Origin of the sequence: Herbaspirillum sp. 1173 (genome assembly GCF_031455335.1) — a bacterium.
GTDB lineage: Bacteria > Pseudomonadota > Gammaproteobacteria > Burkholderiales > Burkholderiaceae_D > Herbaspirillum > Herbaspirillum huttiense.
In genome coordinates this window covers 616606-635556 of the sequence record NZ_JAVDSP010000002.1, presented here as the reverse complement: position 1 = coordinate 635556, position 18951 = coordinate 616606, and the positions used below count along the sequence as shown (strand labels likewise).

General features: G+C 66.6%; 20 protein-coding genes. 2 read left to right on the top strand and 18 right to left on the bottom strand.

Translation table 11 applies throughout. The features are described from left to right. Positions 1–4: 4 nt before the first annotated feature. Together J2X56_RS10920 and J2X56_RS10915 are read left to right on the top strand one after the other, a co-directional pair. Positions 5–1078, top strand: a complete 1074-nt coding sequence (locus J2X56_RS10920) for a maleylacetate reductase (RefSeq protein ID WP_310160192.1) — start codon at positions 5–7, stop codon at positions 1076–1078. Between the two features lie 59 nt (positions 1079–1137). Continuing rightward, entirely contained in the window at positions 1138–2874 is a 1737-nt protein-coding gene (locus J2X56_RS10915) for a tannase/feruloyl esterase family alpha/beta hydrolase (protein WP_209567511.1), read from the top strand. A 20-nt stretch (positions 2875–2894) separates the two neighbouring features. Here the strand turns inward: J2X56_RS10915 and J2X56_RS10910 are convergent, their stop codons facing one another. From J2X56_RS10910 to J2X56_RS10825, 18 genes are all read right to left on the bottom strand, one after another. Next, the gene (locus J2X56_RS10910; protein ID WP_158601272.1) at positions 2895–3065 is read right to left on the bottom strand and encodes a hypothetical protein; all 171 of its coding nucleotides are present in this window, start codon (positions 3063–3065) and stop codon (positions 2895–2897) included. Positions 3066–3177: 112 nt separating this feature from the next. Next, complete coding sequence (locus J2X56_RS10905; RefSeq protein WP_121043584.1) at positions 3178–3948, bottom strand: hypothetical protein; 771 nt, start codon at positions 3946–3948, stop codon at positions 3178–3180. Positions 3949–4102: 154 nt separating this feature from the next. Beyond that, positions 4103–4810, bottom strand: a complete 708-nt coding sequence (locus tag J2X56_RS10900) for a 4'-phosphopantetheinyl transferase superfamily protein (protein ID WP_121043581.1) — start codon at positions 4808–4810, stop codon at positions 4103–4105. Between the two features lie 6 nt (positions 4811–4816). Then, positions 4817–5260 (bottom strand): excinuclease ATPase subunit, encoded by a 444-nt coding sequence (locus J2X56_RS10895; protein ID WP_121043578.1) that lies wholly within the window; start codon positions 5258–5260, stop codon positions 4817–4819. Positions 5261–5312: 52 nt separating this feature from the next. Continuing rightward, positions 5313–6557, bottom strand: a complete 1245-nt coding sequence (locus tag J2X56_RS10890; protein ID WP_121043576.1) for a beta-ketoacyl-ACP synthase — start codon at positions 6555–6557, stop codon at positions 5313–5315. Beyond that, the gene (fabG, locus tag J2X56_RS10885) at positions 6554–7291 is read right to left on the bottom strand and encodes a 3-oxoacyl-ACP reductase FabG (protein WP_039787283.1); all 738 of its coding nucleotides are present in this window, start codon (positions 7289–7291) and stop codon (positions 6554–6556) included. Before fabG ends, J2X56_RS10890 begins: the two co-directional genes overlap by 4 nt. After that, positions 7288–7761 carry a hotdog family protein gene (locus J2X56_RS10880; protein WP_121043573.1) on the bottom strand — a complete coding sequence of 158 codons (474 nt, stop codon included), beginning with the start codon at positions 7759–7761 and terminating at the stop codon, positions 7288–7290. The genes fabG and J2X56_RS10880 overlap by 4 nt, the downstream gene beginning before the upstream one ends. After that, complete coding sequence (locus J2X56_RS10875; protein WP_134136652.1) at positions 7758–8957, bottom strand: beta-ketoacyl-[acyl-carrier-protein] synthase family protein; 1200 nt, start codon at positions 8955–8957, stop codon at positions 7758–7760. Before J2X56_RS10875 ends, J2X56_RS10880 begins: the two co-directional genes overlap by 4 nt. Positions 8958–8970: 13 nt before the next feature. Further along, positions 8971–9540 (bottom strand): DUF3261 domain-containing protein, encoded by a 570-nt coding sequence (locus J2X56_RS10870; RefSeq protein ID WP_121043567.1) that lies wholly within the window; start codon positions 9538–9540, stop codon positions 8971–8973. Further along, positions 9537–11960 carry an MMPL family transporter gene (locus tag J2X56_RS10865; protein WP_310160185.1) on the bottom strand — a complete coding sequence of 808 codons (2424 nt, stop codon included), beginning with the start codon at positions 11958–11960 and terminating at the stop codon, positions 9537–9539. The genes J2X56_RS10870 and J2X56_RS10865 overlap by 4 nt, the downstream gene beginning before the upstream one ends. Continuing rightward, on the bottom strand, positions 11953–12561 hold the full coding sequence (locus J2X56_RS10860) for an outer membrane lipoprotein carrier protein LolA (RefSeq protein ID WP_310160183.1): 609 nt from the start codon (positions 12559–12561) through the stop codon (positions 11953–11955). Before J2X56_RS10860 ends, J2X56_RS10865 begins: the two co-directional genes overlap by 8 nt. Then, positions 12558–13022 (bottom strand): thioesterase family protein, encoded by a 465-nt coding sequence (locus J2X56_RS10855; RefSeq protein ID WP_039787290.1) that lies wholly within the window; start codon positions 13020–13022, stop codon positions 12558–12560. The genes J2X56_RS10860 and J2X56_RS10855 overlap by 4 nt, the downstream gene beginning before the upstream one ends. Continuing rightward, positions 13015–14595, bottom strand: a complete 1581-nt coding sequence (locus J2X56_RS10850; protein WP_310160179.1) for an aromatic amino acid ammonia-lyase — start codon at positions 14593–14595, stop codon at positions 13015–13017. The genes J2X56_RS10855 and J2X56_RS10850 overlap by 8 nt, the downstream gene beginning before the upstream one ends. After that, positions 14582–15544 (bottom strand): acyltransferase, encoded by a 963-nt coding sequence (locus J2X56_RS10845; RefSeq protein ID WP_121043559.1) that lies wholly within the window; start codon positions 15542–15544, stop codon positions 14582–14584. The genes J2X56_RS10850 and J2X56_RS10845 overlap by 14 nt, the downstream gene beginning before the upstream one ends. Continuing rightward, positions 15541–16317: a glycosyltransferase family 2 protein gene (locus J2X56_RS10840; protein WP_134136657.1), complete on the bottom strand. Its 777-nt coding sequence runs from the start codon at positions 16315–16317 to the stop codon at positions 15541–15543. The genes J2X56_RS10845 and J2X56_RS10840 overlap by 4 nt, the downstream gene beginning before the upstream one ends. Beyond that, on the bottom strand, positions 16314–18107 hold the full coding sequence (locus J2X56_RS10835) for an AMP-binding protein (protein ID WP_227022743.1): 1794 nt from the start codon (positions 18105–18107) through the stop codon (positions 16314–16316). The genes J2X56_RS10840 and J2X56_RS10835 overlap by 4 nt, the downstream gene beginning before the upstream one ends. Continuing rightward, entirely contained in the window at positions 18082–18648 is a 567-nt protein-coding gene (locus J2X56_RS10830; protein WP_121043555.1) for a hypothetical protein, read from the bottom strand. The genes J2X56_RS10835 and J2X56_RS10830 overlap by 26 nt, the downstream gene beginning before the upstream one ends. Positions 18649–18651: 3 nt before the next feature. Continuing rightward, positions 18652–18930, bottom strand: coding sequence for an acyl carrier protein (locus J2X56_RS10825; RefSeq protein WP_083859617.1), 279 nt, complete (start codon positions 18928–18930; stop codon positions 18652–18654). Between the last annotated feature and the right edge of the window lie 21 nt (positions 18931–18951).

Below are 18951 nucleotides of genomic sequence, written 5' to 3'. Positions count from 1 at the left end.
TGCCATGTCCCTGCCTGCCCACAACAGTTTTACCTATACCAGTTCCGCCGCCCGTGTGATCTTCGGTGCCGGCAGCCTGCAGCACCTGGTGCGCGAAACCGACCTGCTGGGCGCGCGTCGCGCCCTCGTGCTGTGCACGCCCGGCCAGCGCGCCGAGGCCGAGCGCGTCGCCGCCCTGATCGGTGAGCGCTGTGCCGGGATATTCGACCAGGCCGTCATGCACGTGCCCATCGAGACCGCGCGCCATGCCCGTGAAGTCGCACGCGGACTCGGTGCGGACTGCGCCATCGCCATCGGCGGCGGTTCCACCATGGGATTGGGCAAGGCGATCGCACTGGAATCCGAACTGCCCATCCTGGCCATCCCGACCACCTATGCCGGCAGCGAGATGACGCCCATCTATGGCGTCACCGAAGCCGGCCTCAAGAAGACCGGGCGCGATGCGCGCGTGCTGCCGCGCACGGTCATCTACGATCCCGAACTGAGCGCGGGTTTGCCGCTGAAGCTGTCGGTGACCAGCGGCATCAATGCCATGGCGCATGCAGCCGAAGGCCTCTATGCGCCGGATGCCAACCCCATCATGTCGCTGCTGGCCGAAGAGGGGTTGCGCGCACTGGCGGAGGGCTTGCCGCAGCTGGTGGCGCGCAGCGCTGATCTGGCCGCGCGCAGCCAGTGTCTGTATGGGGCCTGGCTGTGTGGCACGGTGCTGGGCAATGTCGGCATGTCACTGCATCACAAGCTGTGCCACACGCTGGGCGGCAGCTACAACCTGCCGCATGCCGAGACGCATACCGTGATCCTGCCGCACGCGCTGGCCTACAACGCACCGGCGGCACCGGAAGCCATGCAGCGCATCGCGCGCGCCCTGGGGACCGACGATGCCGCGCAAGGTGTGCATGCATTGGCTGCCCGGCTGCAGGCACCGTTGTCCCTGCGCGAGCTGGGCATGCCGCATGAGGAGCTGGATCGCTGCACCGACATCGCCCTGCAGAATGCCTATGCCAATCCGCGCCCGCTGGCGCGGACGGCATTGCGGACCTTGCTGGAGAATGCCTGGCAGGGGCGTGCGCCTGAGTGACGTATAGTGTGGCGGTGCAAGCGTTACGTAGACAACGTTGAGACCATCAGGAGACCGCCATGCCACGAACCACCCGCAGGCCCATGCTGTATCCGGCCTTGTTGAGTCCTTGCCTCATCGCGCTGCTGGCCGCATGCAGCAGCGCGCCCGAGAAGCCTGTCACCGACACGCCGGTGAGCACGCCGCAAAGCTGCACCGCCTTGCGTACCTTCACCCTTCCGGCCGCAGCCATCGGCCTGCCCACGCGCGGCGCACGCGTGACGGCCATCGAGAGCGTGGTTGCCAGCGGCGACGGCGCCAAGGCTGTTGGTGCTTACTGCAAGGTGAGTGGCGAGATCAGCCCGGTCGATCCCGCTGCACCGGCGATCCGCTTCCAGGTGGACCTGCCGGCGCAGTGGAATGGAAAGGCCCTGATGTTCGGTGGCGGCGGCTATGACGGCACCATTCCGGACGTGGCCGCCAACGTCCCTGCCGGCGCGGCCACGCAGCCCGGTCCCTTGGGGCGCGGCTATGCCACCTTCGCCAGCGATTCCGGCCACCAGGCCAATGCCACCACCTCGCGCGATGGTTCGTTTGGCAGCAACGACGAAGCCTTGCGCAATTTCGCGGGCGATGCCTTGAAGAAGACGCGCGACGCGGCGCTGGCCATCGTCACCGCCCATTATGGACAGCGGCCTGCACGGGTGTATTTCGCCGGCGGCTCCACGGGCGGACGTGAAGCCCTGGCCATGGCCAGTCGCTGGCCCTCTGATGTGGATGGGGTGATCGCCTTGTATCCGGCCTGGAATGCCGTCGCACTGAACCTGCAGTTTGGCCGCATGACGCAGGCCATGGCGCAGCCGGGGGCTTACCCCGATGCGGCCAAGCGCAAGCTCCTGTTCGATGCCGCCATGGCGGCGTGTGACCGTCTTGATGGCGTGGCCGATGGCGTCATCAGCAACGTTGATGCCTGCAATGCGCGTTTCGATCCGGCCACGGCCTCGCTCAACGGCAAGCCCTTGCGTTGCGAAGGCGGAGGCGAGGGCGGCGACGGTTGCCTGTCGGACGCGCAGATTGCTGCCTTCAAGGTCTTCAGCACGCCGCTGGAGTTGCCTTATCCACTGGCCAGCGGCGAGACGCGCTATCCGGGATTCAACACCTGGGGCACGGATTGGGGCATGGGCACGGGCAGTCCTTTCCAGGCCATCATCCAGACACTGGGACTGGGCACCGAGCAGCCCGCCAATCCGATGCCGGGCGTGAGCAGCAAAGGCAGTCCGCCGTATCACAGCACCTTCTGGGATCAGTGGGTGCGCTACTTCGTTACGCGCGATGTTAACTTCAATCCGCTGGCGTTGGATCCGCTGCGGCCGGGAGGGTATCAGGCGCGGGTGGTGGCGTTGAACGGCTTGCAGGATGTGAATCAGACCGATCTTTCGGCCTTCCGCAACAAGGGCGGCAAGATCCTGATCGCGCATGGCACGGCCGATGCGCTGGTCAGCACGCAGGCCACGCGGCAGTATCTGGGGCGCTTGCAGAAGGCGATAGGGGAACAGCAGCTTGAGGGCTTCGTGCGTTATTACGAGATCCCCGGCTATGGGCACGTGTTTGGTACGGCTTTCAATGCGTCCTGGGATTCACTGACTGCGCTGGAGCAATGGGTGGAGCAGGGGAAGGCACCGGTGGATCAGATCGTGGTGGATACCACCGTGGTACCGGGCCGCAGCCGGCCGCTGTGCCGGTATCCGGCTTGGCCGCAGTATCGGGGGAGCGGGTCCGTGAATGAGGCGGGGAGTTTTGTTTGTGTGGGGCGGTGAGGCATTGATGCATTTACGCATCAATGTTTGGCATAGAGTCTGGCGACGACCATTCCAACGCCGCTGACTTTACCCGTGATGACCTCTTGGTCGCCCTGCGCCAGGATCTGCAACAAGGCCCGGACTTCCGGGTGTCTTCCGTGCTGGCCGATGAGAAAGCCGACGGGGTTGGCGTATAAGCGGTAGCGCATGACCATGCTCCAAATAGATGAGGGCATACGCTAGCTTTTTTGCGGTCCGGCCACAAGATGTACATGAAGAGGAGGCCGGCTTGAACCGGCCCGTTCATCTCCATGCCAGACGTCAATCCACCTCAGGCCGCAACTCATCCTGGAACTGCGCCACTTGTGCACCGCGCACCGAGCAGCCGATGCGGCTGCCGGGGAAGGCGGGGTCGCGCGAGGGTTCGATGACCAGGGTCCGTTCCCCCAGCACGTTGGACTGGCCGCGGTAATAGTCGAAGCGCGTCGTGCGGTGCCAGCCGCCGCGATCGAAGATTTCCATGCGCACGTAGTTGCCGTCCAGTTCGCGGCTGGTGCGCTTGAAGTTGGGGATGGCCGCGCCCAGCACCTTGGCCAGCTGTTCCGGCGCGGCCGGGCTGTAGAAGCCCCAGCTCATCTTCTGCAACTGGCCGTTGCTTTCCGTGCGCTCGTCGTAATAGCCGCTCAGGGTCTGGCCGTAGGCCTGAGCGCTGCCAGCGGCCGCAATGCGGTTGCTGCCGGGTGTGCGACGATCCGGCACATCGATGCTGGCTACCGGGCCCTTGAGCGTGACTACGAAGGCCGGCGGCAGGCTGCCGGAGAACTGGCGCAAGGTGGCCGCAAAGCTGGCGTCGCAGCTGGCCAGGGCCTTGATCACGTTCTCGTACGGTCCGCGCTGGTCGGTCACTGCGCTTGCCTGAACCTTGTTGCGCAATTCATTGCGGGCCTCGTTGCGCTGTGCTGCTTGCTGCGCCTTGATCTCCAACCGCTGCTGCTTGATCTGCAGCTTTGCCATCCGCTCTTCCGGCGTGGAGCAGGCGGTGGTCAACAGAAGTGTGCCGGCTGCGAGCAGCCAGGTGCGTGATGCGGACATGATTTCCCCTTGAAGTGTCTGCTGGTTGTAGGTCTTGTGTGTTGCTCCGGAGTGCCACTGTATTGCTCGCGCCATGCGAAGGTGTATTGCTCCGGTTTGCTGCTGTATTGCTTTGGTCTTGCTTGTGTATTGCCACTGTATTGCTGGCTTCTGGCTACGCTCCCAGCGCCGTACTGCTAGCCGCCATCTCCAGCAGCGCCTGCAGCGCAAGGTCTTGGGTACGATGCTGCCGCGCCGGCCTTGCAGTACATACGCACAGGTGATAGTGCGTCCCTTGCTCGTGATGCAGAAACGGCGTGGCATCGGCGGCCACGGGACCTTCGTGCCGGGCGGCATTGTGACGAAATTTGTAATCGGCCTCCTTGCCACACCACAGGCGATAGAAGGCGGCTTCCCGTTCATCCCCGCTGAGCTCTGCCAGGCCAGACAATTCTTGCGGCGTGAAGGCGAGATCGGCCAGTGAAGACAGGTCGCGTGCGGGAGCCGGTGCTTCGATGTCCACGCCGATCTGCGTGCCTACGCTCACGCCGCAGGCGATCCAGCCACGGCTGTGCGAGAGGCTGGCCGCTGGCTGTGTGATGCCATCAGCGGGCGCGCCGGCGATGCGCACCAGCGGGGCGGCACCGTGCCGTTCGCTCACTTCGATATCGTCCAGGCGGCAACCGCTGGCCTGCATCAGCGCATGCCGCATCAGCAGCCGCGCCAGCAGGAATTCGCAGGCGCGCTGCGGGCGCAGGAAGCCTTGCAGGCGCGTGCGCTCATCCGGAGACAGGACCGCAGCCAGCCGGCCCAGCGTGGCCGGGCACGCGTCCGCGCCGACGAAGGCGCGGCCATCCACGACCCAGGCCACGGTGGATGGCATGGCGGCTTACTGGCCCAGCTTGACGATGTCACCCTTGAGGGCGACACCGGCCATGGTGGCACCGGCGTGGCATTCGAACTGGGTGGCGCTGGCCATTTCATTCTTCTTGTAATAGCTCACGATGTTGACCACGCCATTGCCGCCCAGCTCGCGGGCCTTCTTGTGCAGCTGTACCAGCGCCGAGAGGAAGACCCACTTGCAGGCCTCTTCATCACTCTTGCCAACGGCATTGGTCTTCTGGTTGGTGACGTCGGTGGCGATCTTCTCCAGCACTGCCGGGTGCGCCTGGCCGGCAAAGTAGAACTTGACCGTGCCATCCAGGATTCCTTCCTTGTCCTTCATGTCGGCGGTACTGTCCAGCGGCAGCAGGTGCTTGGTATCGCGCGCCTGGGCCGGCAGGGCGGCGGCCAGCGCCAGGGTGAGTGCGAGGGTGAGGGAAATTGTCTTCATATCGCTTGTTTTCCTTGTCATGAGTGGATGCAGAGGGAGGGGCAGGAGGAGGTCAGGGCCAGCGCCTGAAGATCAGCGAGGTGTTGATGCCGCCGAAGGCAAAGTTGTTCGACATCACGTACTCGCACTGCAGCGCCCGGCCATCGCCGGTGAGGTAGTCCAGGTCGCCGCACTCCGGGTCGGGCTGCTGCAGGTTGATGGTGGGGGCGAACCAGCCGTGGCGCATCATCTCGATGGACAGCCAGGCTTCCAGCGCTCCGCAGGCACCGAGGGTGTGGCCCATGTAGCTCTTGAGCGAGCTGATCGGCGTACCGTTTCCGAACACGCGCGCGGTGGCCTGGGTTTCGGCCATGTCGCCCTGGCGGGTACCGGTGCCGTGCGCATTGATGTAGCCGATGGCCGAGGGCGGCAAGCCGGCGTCGTCCAGCGCCATCTGGATGGCTGCCTGCATGGTGGCCGCATTGGGATTGGTGACGTGGGCACCGTCGCTGTTGGTGCCGAAGCCGACGATCTCGGCATAAATGCGGGCACCGCGTGCCTGGGCGTGTTCCAGGTCTTCCAGGATCAGGCTGCCTGCCCCTTCGCCCAGCACCAGGCCGTCGCGGTCGCGGTCGAAGGGGCTGGGGGTGAGCTGCGGCGTGTCGTTGCGCACGCTGGTGGCGTAGAGGGTGTCGAAGACGGCAGCCTCGGTGGCGCACAACTCTTCCGAACCGCCGGCCACCATCGCCACCTGGCGCGCGCTGCGGATGGTTTCATAGGCATAGCCGATGCCCTGGCTGCCCGAGGTGCAGGCGCTGGAGGTGGTGATGATGCGGCCGGTGATGCCGAAGAACACGCCCATGTTCACCGGTGCCGTATGCGCCATCATTTTGAGGTAGGTGTTGGCATTGATGTCGCGGGTGTTCTTCTCGGCGAACATCATGGCGAAGTCGGCAATGGCATTGGGCGTACCGGCCGAAGATCCGTAGGCGATACCCAGCTGGCCGCTCTTGAGCAGCGGATCTTCCAGCAGCCCCGCATCGGCCAGAGCCCATTCGCTGGCGCGTGTAGCCATCAGGGCGACCCGGCCCATGCTGCGGGTGGTCTTGCGGTTGTAGCGTTCGGACAGCGAAAACTCCACGGCTGGTGCTCCCAGGCGGGTGTGCAGGCCGATGTATTCATCCCATCCGGGCATGCGCTGCACGGCATTGCGCAGGGTCTGCAGATGCGCCAGCGCGCTGTTCCAGTCGGTGCCGATGGGACTGATGCCGGCCATGCCGGTGACCGCCACCCGGCGCTCGTTGCGAGGGCGCGTCATGCCAGGCCTCCGTTGACCGAGATCACCTGGCGCGTGATGTAGGCCGCATCGGGCGACATCAGGAAGGCCACGGCGGCCGCCACTTCCTCGGGTTTGCCGGCGCGGCGGGCGGGAATCAGCTTGAGGATCTCGTCGACGGGGGCGTCTTCGGTCATGTCGGTATCGATCAGGCCGGGCGCGACGCAATTGACGGTGATGTCGCGCTTGGCCAGCTCCAGCGCCAGTGCCTTGGTGGCACCGATGACACCGGCCTTGGCGGCGCTGTAGTTGACCTGGCCGCGATTGCCGATCAGGCCCGACACCGAGGCCAGGGTCACGATGCGGCCGGCCGCACGCCGCCGCACCATGGGCATGACCAGCGGATTGAGCACGTTGTAGAAGCCATCGAGGTTGGTGCGCAGCACGCTGTCCCAGTCCTCGCCCGGCATGGCGGGGAAGGCGTTGTCGCGGGTGATGCCGGCATTGCAGACCACGCCGTAGTAGCAGCCGTGCTGTTCCACATCGGCCAGCAGGGCCTGCGCGGCCTGTTCGCGATGGGCCACGTCGAATTGCAGCACGCGGGTCTGGCGGCCCAGCGCGGCGATCTCGGCGGCGACCTGGTCGGCAGCATCGCGCCGGGCGTGGCAATGCAGGACGATGTCATATCCCTCGCGTGCCAGGCGCAGCGCGATGGCGCGGCCGATGCCCCGGCTTGAGCCGGTAACGAAAATGCTGTGTGCTCCCGATGTGGTCATGCCATGCCTTCTTGAAGATAGTGTGTTGCATCGTGCGGCTGGAATACCGACACGGTGGCTTGCGCCAGTTCTTGTTGGGTCGCCAGGTCGGTGATGCGGCACTCGAAGGAACCCAGTCCGTTCTCCGCCTGCAGCAGCAACTGCACCGATACACCCAGCCGCATGCCGGTGGCGAACTCCGGCACGCTGCAGCCATAGCGGCGTGCCCCCAGCAGGAAACCGATCTTGGCGTGGCCGCCCTTGATCCGTTCCTGGTAACCGGCCCAGGCTGCGATGCTCTGGGCCATGTATTCGATGCCGACCCAGGCGCCCACGCCAGTGCCGTTGTGGAACAGGCTCTCGGGACGGATCTCCAGCTCGGCCTGCAGCCGGTCTTCACTCACTGCGACCACGCGGTCGATGAGAATCATGGGCGCGGCGTGCGGCAACAACTGCTCTACCGGCGGGATGCTGTGCGGGAGCGAGCTCATGCGTTTTCCTCGCGCGAAAAGACCAGCGCGACATTGCTGCCGCCAAAGGCGAATGAATTGGAGAGTACGTGCTGCAGTGGCCTGCCGAGGCACTGGCCGACCTTGACCGGAGCCAATGGCGGCAGCGCCGGATCGGCAACGCCATCCCACAGATGGGGCGGCAGCAGGCCGTGCGGGTTGTCATCCTGCATCAGCAGCCAGCACAGGCCGGCTTCGATGGCGCTGGCCGCACCCAGGGTATGGCCGGTGAAGGGCTTGGTCGAACTCACCGGTACCTCCAGCCCGAACAGTGCCTGCACCACGCGTGACTCCATCGCATCGTTCTGCGCCGTGGCCGTCCCGTGCAGGTTGATGTAATCGATCTGGGCGGCATTGAGTCCGGCGCGGCGCAGGGCCTGGCCGATGGCCAGTTGTGCGCCCCGGCCTTCGGGATCGGGGGCCGAGACGTGATAGGCATCGGAAGACTCGCCCCAGCCACTGAGCCGGACCGGTGCGCGTTCGCGCGTGAGCAGGAACAGCGCTGCACCCTCGCCGATGTTGATGCCGCAGCGATGCAGCGAGAGCGGATTGCAGCGTTCGCTGCTTACCGATTCCAGCGCCGTGAAGCCGGAGATGGTGAATTCGCACAAGGTATCGACCCCGCCGCAGAGGACGGCATCGCACAGGCCCATGTTGAGCAGGCGCGCGGCGCTGGCGATGGCCTTGCCGCTGGAAGCGCAGGCGCTCGATTGCACGTAGGCCGGACCGCTGGTGCCCAGCGTCAGTTGCAGCGCGGCGGCCGGCGACCCCAGCTCCTGCTGGCCGTAGTGGTAGCCGGACGGGAAGCGGCCGCTGGCGGCACGCGCCGCAAAGGCGGCTTCGCCCTCGGCGATGCCGGAGGTGCTGGTGCCCAGCACGATGCCGATGCGTTCTGCACCGTAACGGGCGATGGCGGCATCGACCTGAGGACGGATACGTTCCAGCGCCGCCAGCGCCAGGCGGTTGTTGCGGCTGCGCTCGCGCAGCGGCAGGTGGTCGTCTGCGGGAAGGAGCGTGTCATCGGTCACCGCGCCCAGGGCCAGCGGCGCGCCTTGGGCGTCGCGGTAGCGCGCATCGGCGCGCAGGCCGCTGTGGCCGGCCAACAGGCGCGCGCGGATGGCCTCATGCGTGCTGCCGAGCGGACAGACCATGCCGAGGGCGTTCAGATAAAGGCTCATGCGTGTGGCGATGTCATTCAGAGGTCACCACCGACTGTATGGTCAGCTTGTAGTGGTAACGCAGATTGTTCAGGATCACTTTGCCTCCCCAGCGGCGCTGGTCGGGGTAGTCGATCACGGCAATCGTTTCGCCGTGGAGCAGGAGGGTACGTTGAGCCTGGGCTTCGCGCAACTCCCAGCCCTCGGGAAGAGCCTGGCGGATGGCGTCGGCGGGCCACAGTGTCAGCTGGACGTCCTGCAGTACATCTTCACCTTGCACCTGGCTGGGCAGCATGGGGTGGCGCCAGACCTGCAATTGCTTGCCGTCATAGTGAAGCGACATGACACGCTGGCCAAACGCCAGGCCGACCAGGTCGACATGGTCGGCATCGATTTCCAGCGCCGTGTCGAGCTGGTCGACACGGTTGCCGCGCTCCACCGTCAGGTGTTGCTGCAGGCTGATGTCCTGGCCCAGCGCGGCCGGCGGCAGGCGCAGGGACAGGCGCGCCGACGGGCGCGTATCCGGGGGTAGCGGGCTGGCACAGCCGCCCAGCAGCAGGAGGATGGCGGCGCTCATGGCGGCCAGCAGGCGGGAGGGCTTCATGCGGATTCCTTGTCCGGCTGTGCGCGCTGAACCTGGAGCGGTTCGCGGCCGGGATGGGTGAACAGAGGGGCCAGCAGCCATACCAGCAGCATGCCGCACAGCATGGTCAGGCCGAAAGCGTGCAGCGGCGGGCTGTGGCTCAGGGCCAGCAAGCCGAAGGACAGCAATGCGCTGGCTGCCGACAGGCCCACGGTCAGCCAGGCGTGGGGACGCTGGTGGCCGGAGGCTTCCAGCAGGAAGATGCCGTAGTCCACGCCCAGCCCCAGCACCAGCAGTCCGGCCAGGACGTGGAACAGCTGCAGCGGCAGGCCCAGCCAGCCGAACAGGCCCAGCGTCAGCAGCGAGGCCAGCAGCGGCGGGGCCAGCGCGCGCCAGGCGCGGCGGCGATAGCGCAGCGCCAGCAGGGCGAAGATGGCAGCGTAGGCACACAGCAGCGCCCAGCCCATGGTGATGCGGTATTGGCGCAGCACGGCCGAAATGTCGCCCACCTTGTCCACCCATTGCACGCCCGGCAGTCCATCGGCCACGGCGGCCAGGCGGTCCAGCTGGCGATAGTCGCTCAGGCCGCGCAGGGCCACGATGCTGGCGTACTGGCCCTCCACTTGGCCCAGCCAGAGGTGGCGCGAGGCGGCACCGGCCGGGGTGGCCAGGAATTCTGCGGGGGTGAGCGGCTGGGCGTTGTCCAGCATGCGCTGGCGCAACGCTTGCGCCCATTGCGGGCTCTCATCGATGGCTTGCGCGGTGAGGATGACGGCGTCGGGCGCTGTACCTTGGGGCTCCAGCAGTGCGCGCCGCAGCAGGGTCAGGTTGTCCTGCTGGCGCTGTTGCGAGGGGACCCAGTTGGACACGGCCTGTACGCCGCTGATGAGCTTGCCTTTTACCAGGGGTTGCAGCTTCTCGCGCAGGGCTTCTTCCTGCCGCAATACGGCCTCGGGGGAGGCGCCGCGCACCAGGTAGAACTGGACCGGGGCGGCCATGTCCAGCAACTGGCTGATGCGGATCTGGTCCTGCAGCAAGGCCGGCGGACTGTTCTGCAAGGCGCGGATGTCGTCGCTGCTGTGCAGGCGGGTGATGCCGGCGAGGGCCAGCCCGATCAATGCCACCGCCGCCGGCAGAACCAGGTGCCAGGCTGCGCCGCCCAGCAGGTCAGGCCAGCGGGCGATGCTGCGGCCGAAGCGTTGCGCTTGCGGGCTGGCACGCAGGCTGTGCGGACCGATCAGGCGGGGGAACCAGCAAGCCACCGTGAGCCAGGCAAACACCAGTCCCAGGGCCGAGAACACGGCCATTTGCTGCAGGCCGGGGAAGGGCGTCAGGGCCATGCCGAGATAGCCGATCAGTGCCGCCAGCAGCATCAGCGCCAGCCCCGGCAACAGGCGGCGCAGCAGGGTTGTCGAGTCCTGCGTGGCCGGCGCGGCCAGGCGCGCGCAGAGAAAGTAGATCCCGTAGTCCTGGGCGATGCCGATCAGGCTGGCACCGAATACCAGCGTCAGCAGATGGATCTTCCCGAACAGCAGCATGCTCACCGACAGCGCACCGAGGCAGCCGACGGCGATGGACAGGGCGATGTAGAGAATCGGCTTGAGCGAGCGGAAGCTCAGCCACATCAGCAGCAGGATGCCCAGCAGCGAGCCGGCACCGATGGTGGCGCTTTCGCTGCCGGCCTGGGCGCTGGCAGCGGCCGCATGCAGGATCACGCCGCCGGTGATGACCTCGCCGGCCTCGCCGTGTGCCGCCTGGCGCGCCTGCGCCAGCAGCGGCACGATCTGCTCCTGCGCCTGCATGGAAAACGCCGGGGCCTTCAGTTCCAGCAGCAGCAGGGCGTAGTTCACGCCATCGCGCTCGACGAAGAGCTGGCCGTCGCGCGGGCGCACGGGCGTCTCCCTGGCGCGTTCCTGCACCCAGTCGCTGAAGAGTCCGAAAGGATCATCCTGCCAGGCACCCAGGCGGGGTCCGCCGAACGCGCCGTACAGGCCGCTCAAGGCGCGCTGGCTCCATGCCTGCGGCGTGCCGCTTGCCAGCTGGGCGCGCTGGGCCTCACTGAGCAGCAGGCTGCGGCTGCCCGCCAGGCTTTCGAGCCATTGGTTTTGCCATTGCGCGTTGTCGCCGCTGATCGGGGCGATCAGGCCGGAGTGCGCGCGCAAGACCGTGAGGTAAGCCTGCGCGCCGGCCTGGGCCCGGCTCCAGTCGCGGTCGCCCACCAGCACCACCAGCTTCTGCTGGGCCGCATCGACCATGTGCGAGAAGGCTTGCTGGCGTACCGCATCGCGGCCACTGGTGCCCGGCAGCAAGGCCAGGATGTCGGTATCGGGACTGGCGCGCTGGCCCAGCCACAGCCAGGCATTGTGGCAGGCCACCAGCAGCACCGCCAGCAGCCAGGCCAGCGCCAGCAGGCGCGGCAGGCGGCGCGCGGGCTTAGTCAAACAGGGCTCCTTCGTCGGCCGTCATCGCACCCTCGCCGGTCTTGATGGCCGAAAAACGGATCTCGGTGCGGTCGCCGCTGGCTTCCTTCATGTCGACCTTTTCCACATAGCCGGCACCGGCCAGGCTGATGTCGCCGATGGCCTTGGCCAGTGCCGGCTGGCGCGCCTTGAGCGCGACCTGCCAGTGGCCCTCGCGCAGGCTGCCATCGAGTTCGAAGAGCGTATCGAGCTGGCTCAGGTCGCCTGCCAGCAGGGAGAACAGCACGCTGTTGATCATCTTGACCACCGGCTCCTGTTGCGCATTGAGCTTCATGGCCACGCGGCCATCCTGGATCTGCACGATGGCTTCGCGCGTGATGCGCAGGGTGCTGGGGAAGGGCTGCAGTGTCTGCCACAGGATGCCCCGGCCCTTGAGCACGCAGAAGCGGCCCTGGGCCTGCAGCGGCTTCTTGATGCCGGTCAGTTGCTTGGTCTGGTCGAAGCGTCCGCACATCACGGCCGGCTTGGCCAGGGTGGCCTGGATCTGTTGCACCGGGGCGGCGGCGTGAGCGGGCAGCGCCGCCAGCCAGGCCAGGGAGACGAGGAAGGTTCTTGCGTTCATGGGGCAGGAGGCGTCAGTCCGAGCTTGTGCCACAGTACCGGGGGCGATACGAAGCACATCTCGTGGTTGTTCATCTGCACCGCCACCTGGACGGTGGAGGCGCGGGTCAGGCGTGCGCCGCTGGCGGCATCGCTGATGAGGTAGTCGATGCGCAGGCGGTTTTCCCACTCGACGATGGCGGCACTGACGCGGATGCGCTGGCCGAAGCGGGCCGGTGCGGCATAGCGCAGGTGCAGATCGATCACCGGCCAGCCATAGCCGGATTCCTTCATGGCCGGATAGTTGTAGCCGAGGCCATCGAGCAGGGCGCAGCGCGCGGCTTCCATGTATTCGACATAGCGGCCATGCCAGACGATTTCCATCGGATCCAGGTCATAGAACTGGATCTGCAATTCGACTTCGCCGCGCCACGGGGAATTGGCCAGGGTGACTTTGCCCGCCGGCAGGACGGTCTCACTCATACAGGCTCCAGGCCTGGGCGCGGATACGCTGCAGCAGCAGGCGCAGGTCGGGCTCCAGCATGCGGTCTTCATCGACCACGGCAATGTCTTCGGCCAGCGCGGCCTGCATGGTGGCCAGGCGGCCGGCGGGCAGATCCTGCAAGGGCGTGTCGCCGGCCTGCTGGCGCTGGCTGCGCAGCCAGACACCCTGGCGTACCGTGATCAGCAGGGCGGCGGCGACCTGTTCGGTCAGCTCCAGCACGCGCAGGCAATCGCGTGCGGCAATCGTGCCCATGCTGACCTTGTCCTGGTTGTGGCATTCGGTGGAACGCGAGAAGACCGAGGCCGGCATGGTCAGCTTGAGGGCTTCGGCGGTCCAGGCCGAGGCGCTGATCTGCAGCGCCTTCAGGCCATGGTTGATGGGGGCGCGCGGGCCTCGGGCACCGGACAGATTGGCCGGCAGGCCGTTGTTGTAGCGCTGGTCTACCATCAACGCCATCTGGCGGTCGAGCAGGTCGGCGATGTTGGCCACGGCGGTCTTCATGCTGTCCATGGCGAAGGCGATGTGGCCGCCATAGAAATGGCCGCCATGCAGCACGCGTTCGCCGTCGGGGTCGATCAGCGGGTTGTCGTTGGCACTGTTGAGTTCGTTCTCGATGAACTGGCGCAGCGACGGCAGGGCGTCATTGAGCACGCCGATCACGTGCGGCGCGCAGCGCACCGAATAGCGATCCTGCAGGCGCTTTTCGTTACGGTGCGCCTGGCCGCACGGCAGGTCGCGCTGCAGCCAGCCGGCCACCTGCTGCTGGCCCGGATGCGGCTTGGCCGAGAACAGGGTGGCATCGAAATGGTGGGCATTGCCGTCCAGCGTGAAGCTGCTCATGGCCGTGATGCGGGTGGCCAGCTGGCACAGGTAGCGGGCGCGGTCGAAGGCCAGGCAGGCCAGCGCGGTCATGACGGCCGTGCCGTTCATGATGGCCAGGCCCTCCTTGGGACGCAACCGCAGCGGCGTCATCCCCGCTCCCGCCAGTGCCTCGGCGGCCGGCACCGTGGCACCGTCGCGCCAGACCTGGCGTTCACCGCACAGCACCGCCGCCAGGTAGGACAACGGCGTCAGGTCGCCGCTGGCACCCACCGAGCCCTCGCAGGGAATCTGCGGCAGCAGATCATGGTGCAGGAGGCCGGTGATCTGTTCCAGCAGGGCCACGCTTACGCCCGAGAAACCCTGGCACAGCGAATTGAGGCGGGCGGCCAGGATGGCGCGCGATTGCTCCGGCGTGAACAGCGCGCCCAGGCCGCAGCCGTGGTAGGTGTAGAGGTGGTGCGGCAGTTCCGGGACCAGTTCGGGCGGGACGGTCACCGTGCAGGAATCGCCATAGCCGGTAGTGACGCCATAGATGGTGCCATCCTCGCGCAGCAGGCGGTCCAGGAAATCGGCGCCGCGCGCGATGCGCGCACGGAAGCTGTCGGCATCGTGCAATTGCGCCGTGCGCTCGCGCCGCGCCAGTGCCACGACATCCTCGATGGAGAGAGGCTGGGCACCGAAGCGGATGGGGCTGCTGCTGGCGGAAAAGGAAACGTCAGTGTGAGGCATGGTGTTCGTCCAGGGCCGAGTCGGCCCAGAAATCATAGAAATTGAACCACTGGTAGGGCGCTTGCAGGCAATGCGCTTCCAGTCGTGCGGCGTAGGCGCTCGCCAGTTCGGCCAGTACTTCGTCGCGCTGCTTGCGCGGCAGGACGATGCGGTCGCGGAAGGCTTCGAAGCTCACCTCCGCGCCCTCGGCGCTGCGGCGCGAGAACATCAGGTAGACCGGACATTGCAGCAGTGCCGCCATCACGTAGGGCCCGATCGGGAAAGGCGCGATCCGGCCCAGGAAGGATGCGCGAGCTACCCGAGGCTGCGGCGAGACCGGGACGCGGTCACCGGCGATGACCACGAACTCGCCCTGCGCCACTTTCTCGGCCAGCACCATGGCGGTGGCCGGGGACATGTCGGTGACCTGCATCAGGTTGAGCTGGCTGCCGGGATCGAGCTGGGCCAGCATCTGGTTGAAGGCCTGGGCATGCCGCGTGTGCACCAGCACCGTGAGCTTCAGAGCCGGATGCTGGCGGCCGATCACGCGGCACAATTCGAGGTTGCCCAGGTGGGTGCAGATGATGAGTCCGCCGCGTCCGGCGGCGATGGCATCGGTGATATGGGCGCTACCGGTCAAATGAACTTTATTGATCGGGAACAGGCCGCCCCACAGCAACATCTTGTCCAGCAGGCTTTCGCCGAATGCGGCGAAGTGAAGGAAAACGCCAAAAAGTCCGGACCGCAGCGGCAGTTGCGGACGGTAGCTGCGGACTTGCGCCAGGAAGCTGCGCGAGGCCTGGCGGGCGCGGCCATTGGCGGCGATGTACCAGCACAGCACCGGATAGAGCATGAGCCGGAAGGGCAGCCGGCCCAGCAGGCGATGGACCGCGAACAGCAAGCGCATGCCGGCCACGAAGCTGACTTCGTTGATCTGCGCCCAATGGCGCGCGCGGTGGGGCTGGCTCATGCGCTGCGTCCGCCCAGCCGACGCCAGCTGCCGCGCGCCAGCAGCACGGGCGCACGCAGCAGCATGCCGAAGAACAGGCGGGCATGCATGCGCGAGATCAGGACATTGTCCAGCCAGACCTGGAAATGCGACACGCCGTCGGCCGGATAGCGCACCCGCGTGGCGAGGTTCTGCACGCGCAGACCGCGCCAGTAGAGGCGTACCAGGATCTCGGTGTCGAAATCCATGCGCCGGCCGATGTGAGCCTGGTCCATCAGCTGCAGCGTCGGAGCCAGTGGATAGAGCCGGAAGCCGCACATCGAATCGGCAATCTCCAGTGAAAGCGTGTTGATCCACACCCAGACGTGGGTCAGGTAGCGCGCATAGAGCCGGCCCTTGGGTACGCTCTCGTCGTAGATCGGCTTGCCGTTGATGACGGCGGCCGGCGCTGCCTGCGAGGCCGCCAGAAAGCGCGGGATGTCGGCGCTGTCATGTTGGCCGTCGGCATCGATCTGCAAGGCGTGGGTGTAGCCGGCTGCGGCAGCATGGCGCAGGCCGGTCATGACGGCGCCGCCCTTGCCCTGGTTGTGCGGATGGACCAGCAGCGTGATGTGCTGCGGATCGGCTGCGGCCAGCTGCTGCAGCACGGTGGCGCAGGCGGGACTGCTGCCATCGTCAACCAGGATGCAGGGCAAGCCGTGGCCGCGCACGGCGGCGACCACCGCGCCGATGGCGTGTTCGTGGTCATAGACCGGGATCACCACGACGGTGCTGTGTGAGATGCCGGTCTTCATGCCGCCCCCAGCAGGAAGCGGCCGCTGGCATGCTGCCCGGCCTCCGAATGCAGACGGAAGGCCAATTGTGACTTGGCCGCATCGTGCTGCAGTTCCAGCACGACGCGCATGCCGGGCGTGATGACGCGCTGGAATTTCAAGGCCTGCAGGCCCAGGAACCTTGGCGGCAGGCTGAAATAGCGCCGGCCCAGGATCAGCGACCACTCGGTCTGCACCACGCCGGGCAGGATGGGCGAGCCGGGGAAGTGGCCCTGGAAGTAGAGCAGCTCGGCGGGGATCTCCAGCGCCAGTTGGACCTGCTCGGCGGTGCGTTCAAGTTCGGTCACCCTGGGCAGGGTCGGCGGGCTGGTATTTGCCGCGCCCGTGTTTTCCAGGAGTGCCGTCAGTGCCGAGAGCGTGACCTTGCCCTGCGGGTTCAACGGCAGCGCGGGCAGGTAACGCCACAGGCGAGGCAGGGCGATGGCTTCGACGGCATCGGCCAGGCTGGCCTTGAGGGCGGCATTGAGGGCCAGTTTGCCCTGGCCATCCAGCACGGCCTGGCCTTGCGCCGTCGGCACCACGAAGGCGGCGATGAACTGGCGCGCCCTGCGGCCCTGGTGCACGATCACGCGCACGTCTGCCACCAGCGGGCTGGCGGCCAGTCCTTGTTCGATGCGGGTCAGAGAGATGCGCTTTTCTTCGAGCTTGACGATGCGGTCGCTGCGTCCGCGCAGTTCGAAAGCCGCCGGCAGGCCATCCACCAGCACCGCGCGGTCAGCCATGCTGAACCACTGTTCATCGGGCAGATGCGGAGAACGGACTTGCAGCGCGCCTTCGGCACCGATGCGTACCGACACGCCGGGCATGGCCTGCCAGTGTTCGAGGCGTTGCAGCAGATCACTCTCCGGCTGCCGCCAGGCGATGCCACCGGTCTCTGAGCTGCCATAGATTTCCAGCGGACGGTGACCCAGCAGGCGGGCGGCATCGCGCGCGGCCTGTGCCGGCAGTGGACCGCCGGACGAGAAAATGGCGCGCAACTGCCGCGCGTCCGGCTGCGTGACCTGCTCGGGCAGACGCGTCAGATGCGCCGGGCTGGACAGCAGCAGCCAGGGACGCGGACCCGTCATGCGCTGCAGATCCTCCGGGAAGAAGGCGCTGCCGGCATGGATGGGACGTCCCGCACAGAGTGCCCAGAGCACTTTGAACAGCAAGCCGTAGATGTGCTGGTGCGAGATCGTGGCCACCACGTCGGCCTGGCCCGCGATGCTGCCGAAGAGCGCCTCCAGCGTGGCCACTTCATTGGCCATCTGGCCGAGCTGCTTGGGGATGGCCTGCGCCTGGCCGGTACTGCCGGAAGTGTAGACCACCAGTCCGGTGAAATCGGCGCGCAGGGCAGGCCAAGGTGCGAGAGCATCGTCAGGGATGGTATCCGCAGCCGGCCACAGGGCCGGCCAGTGGGCACCGAAGTCTCCCGCGAATGCATCGACCTCGGTACGCAGCTGGCGGCAGGTCTCGGGCAGGGTATCGCTGGGCAGGTAGGCTGTCTTGCCGGCCAGCCAGATACCAAACAAGGCGGCGGCGAAATGCAGTGTATCCGGATGGAACAGCGCAATACGCTCGCCGGGCGTGGCCATGATCAGATGCCGCCAGCGCAGCACCTCGGCGCGCCAGGCGGTGTGCGTGAGTGCGGCCCCATCGCGCCACCCGATCACGCGCTCACCGTCGAAGGCCTGGAAGGGGAGCTGCAGCAGGTCCAGCTGCGCGGTCGTGTTCATGGCGGCCACCTCACGCATGATGCTGGCGGCGTACATACAGACGCACCAGATATTCGCCGGCGAACAGCACGCCCATGGCGACGTAGGAAATGACTCCGGTGTACATCGACCACACCGCAGGGGAGGCCCACAGGGCGGTGCCCAGGGCGATGCTGCCGTTGACCGCGAAGAACAGGCACCAGACCTGGGTGACCCGGCGCGTGTAGGCGACGACGAACAGGGGCAGGTCCGGAGAACTCAGGCGCGCCATGCGTTCGATCACCGTGGGCGGCTTGTAGAGGCTGTAGCCGAACAGCGCCAGCATGCCGGCGCTGATGGCCACCGGATAGAGCTTCAGCGGCAGCAGCGCGTTCCAGAGTAAGGCCGGTGCGGCCAGTGCCAGCGCGGCCACGCCCATCCAGCGCAGGGGGCGGCCAGTGCGGCTGGTGAACAGGCGCACGGCGGCGATGAGCACCAGCAAGAGGGCCAGCAGGCGCGGTTCAAGCTTGCCGTGGGCATACCAGATCAGCAGGGGATACAGCAGGATCAACAGCGGGCCGGCCAGGCTGGCCAGCCGCGACATCGCAGGAGGCTTCATGCCTTATGCGTGCGCTTGTTCGCGCATCAGGTTCGCCAGGATCTCGACCACATCCTGCACGGTACGCACGCTACGGAAGACGTCGGGCTGGATGCGCTTGCCGGTAGTCTGGTTGAGTTTGACGACGATGTCGACGGCATCAATGCTGTCGATGTCGAGGTCGGTGTAGAGGTTGGACTGGGGCGTGATGGCGGCTTTGTCAAGCTCGAACATCTCGTGCAGCATATCGACGATCCACACGGTGATTTCGTCCTTGGTCATGTCAGGTGTGAGAGTGGTCATGATCTGCTTCTCTTGCAAGTG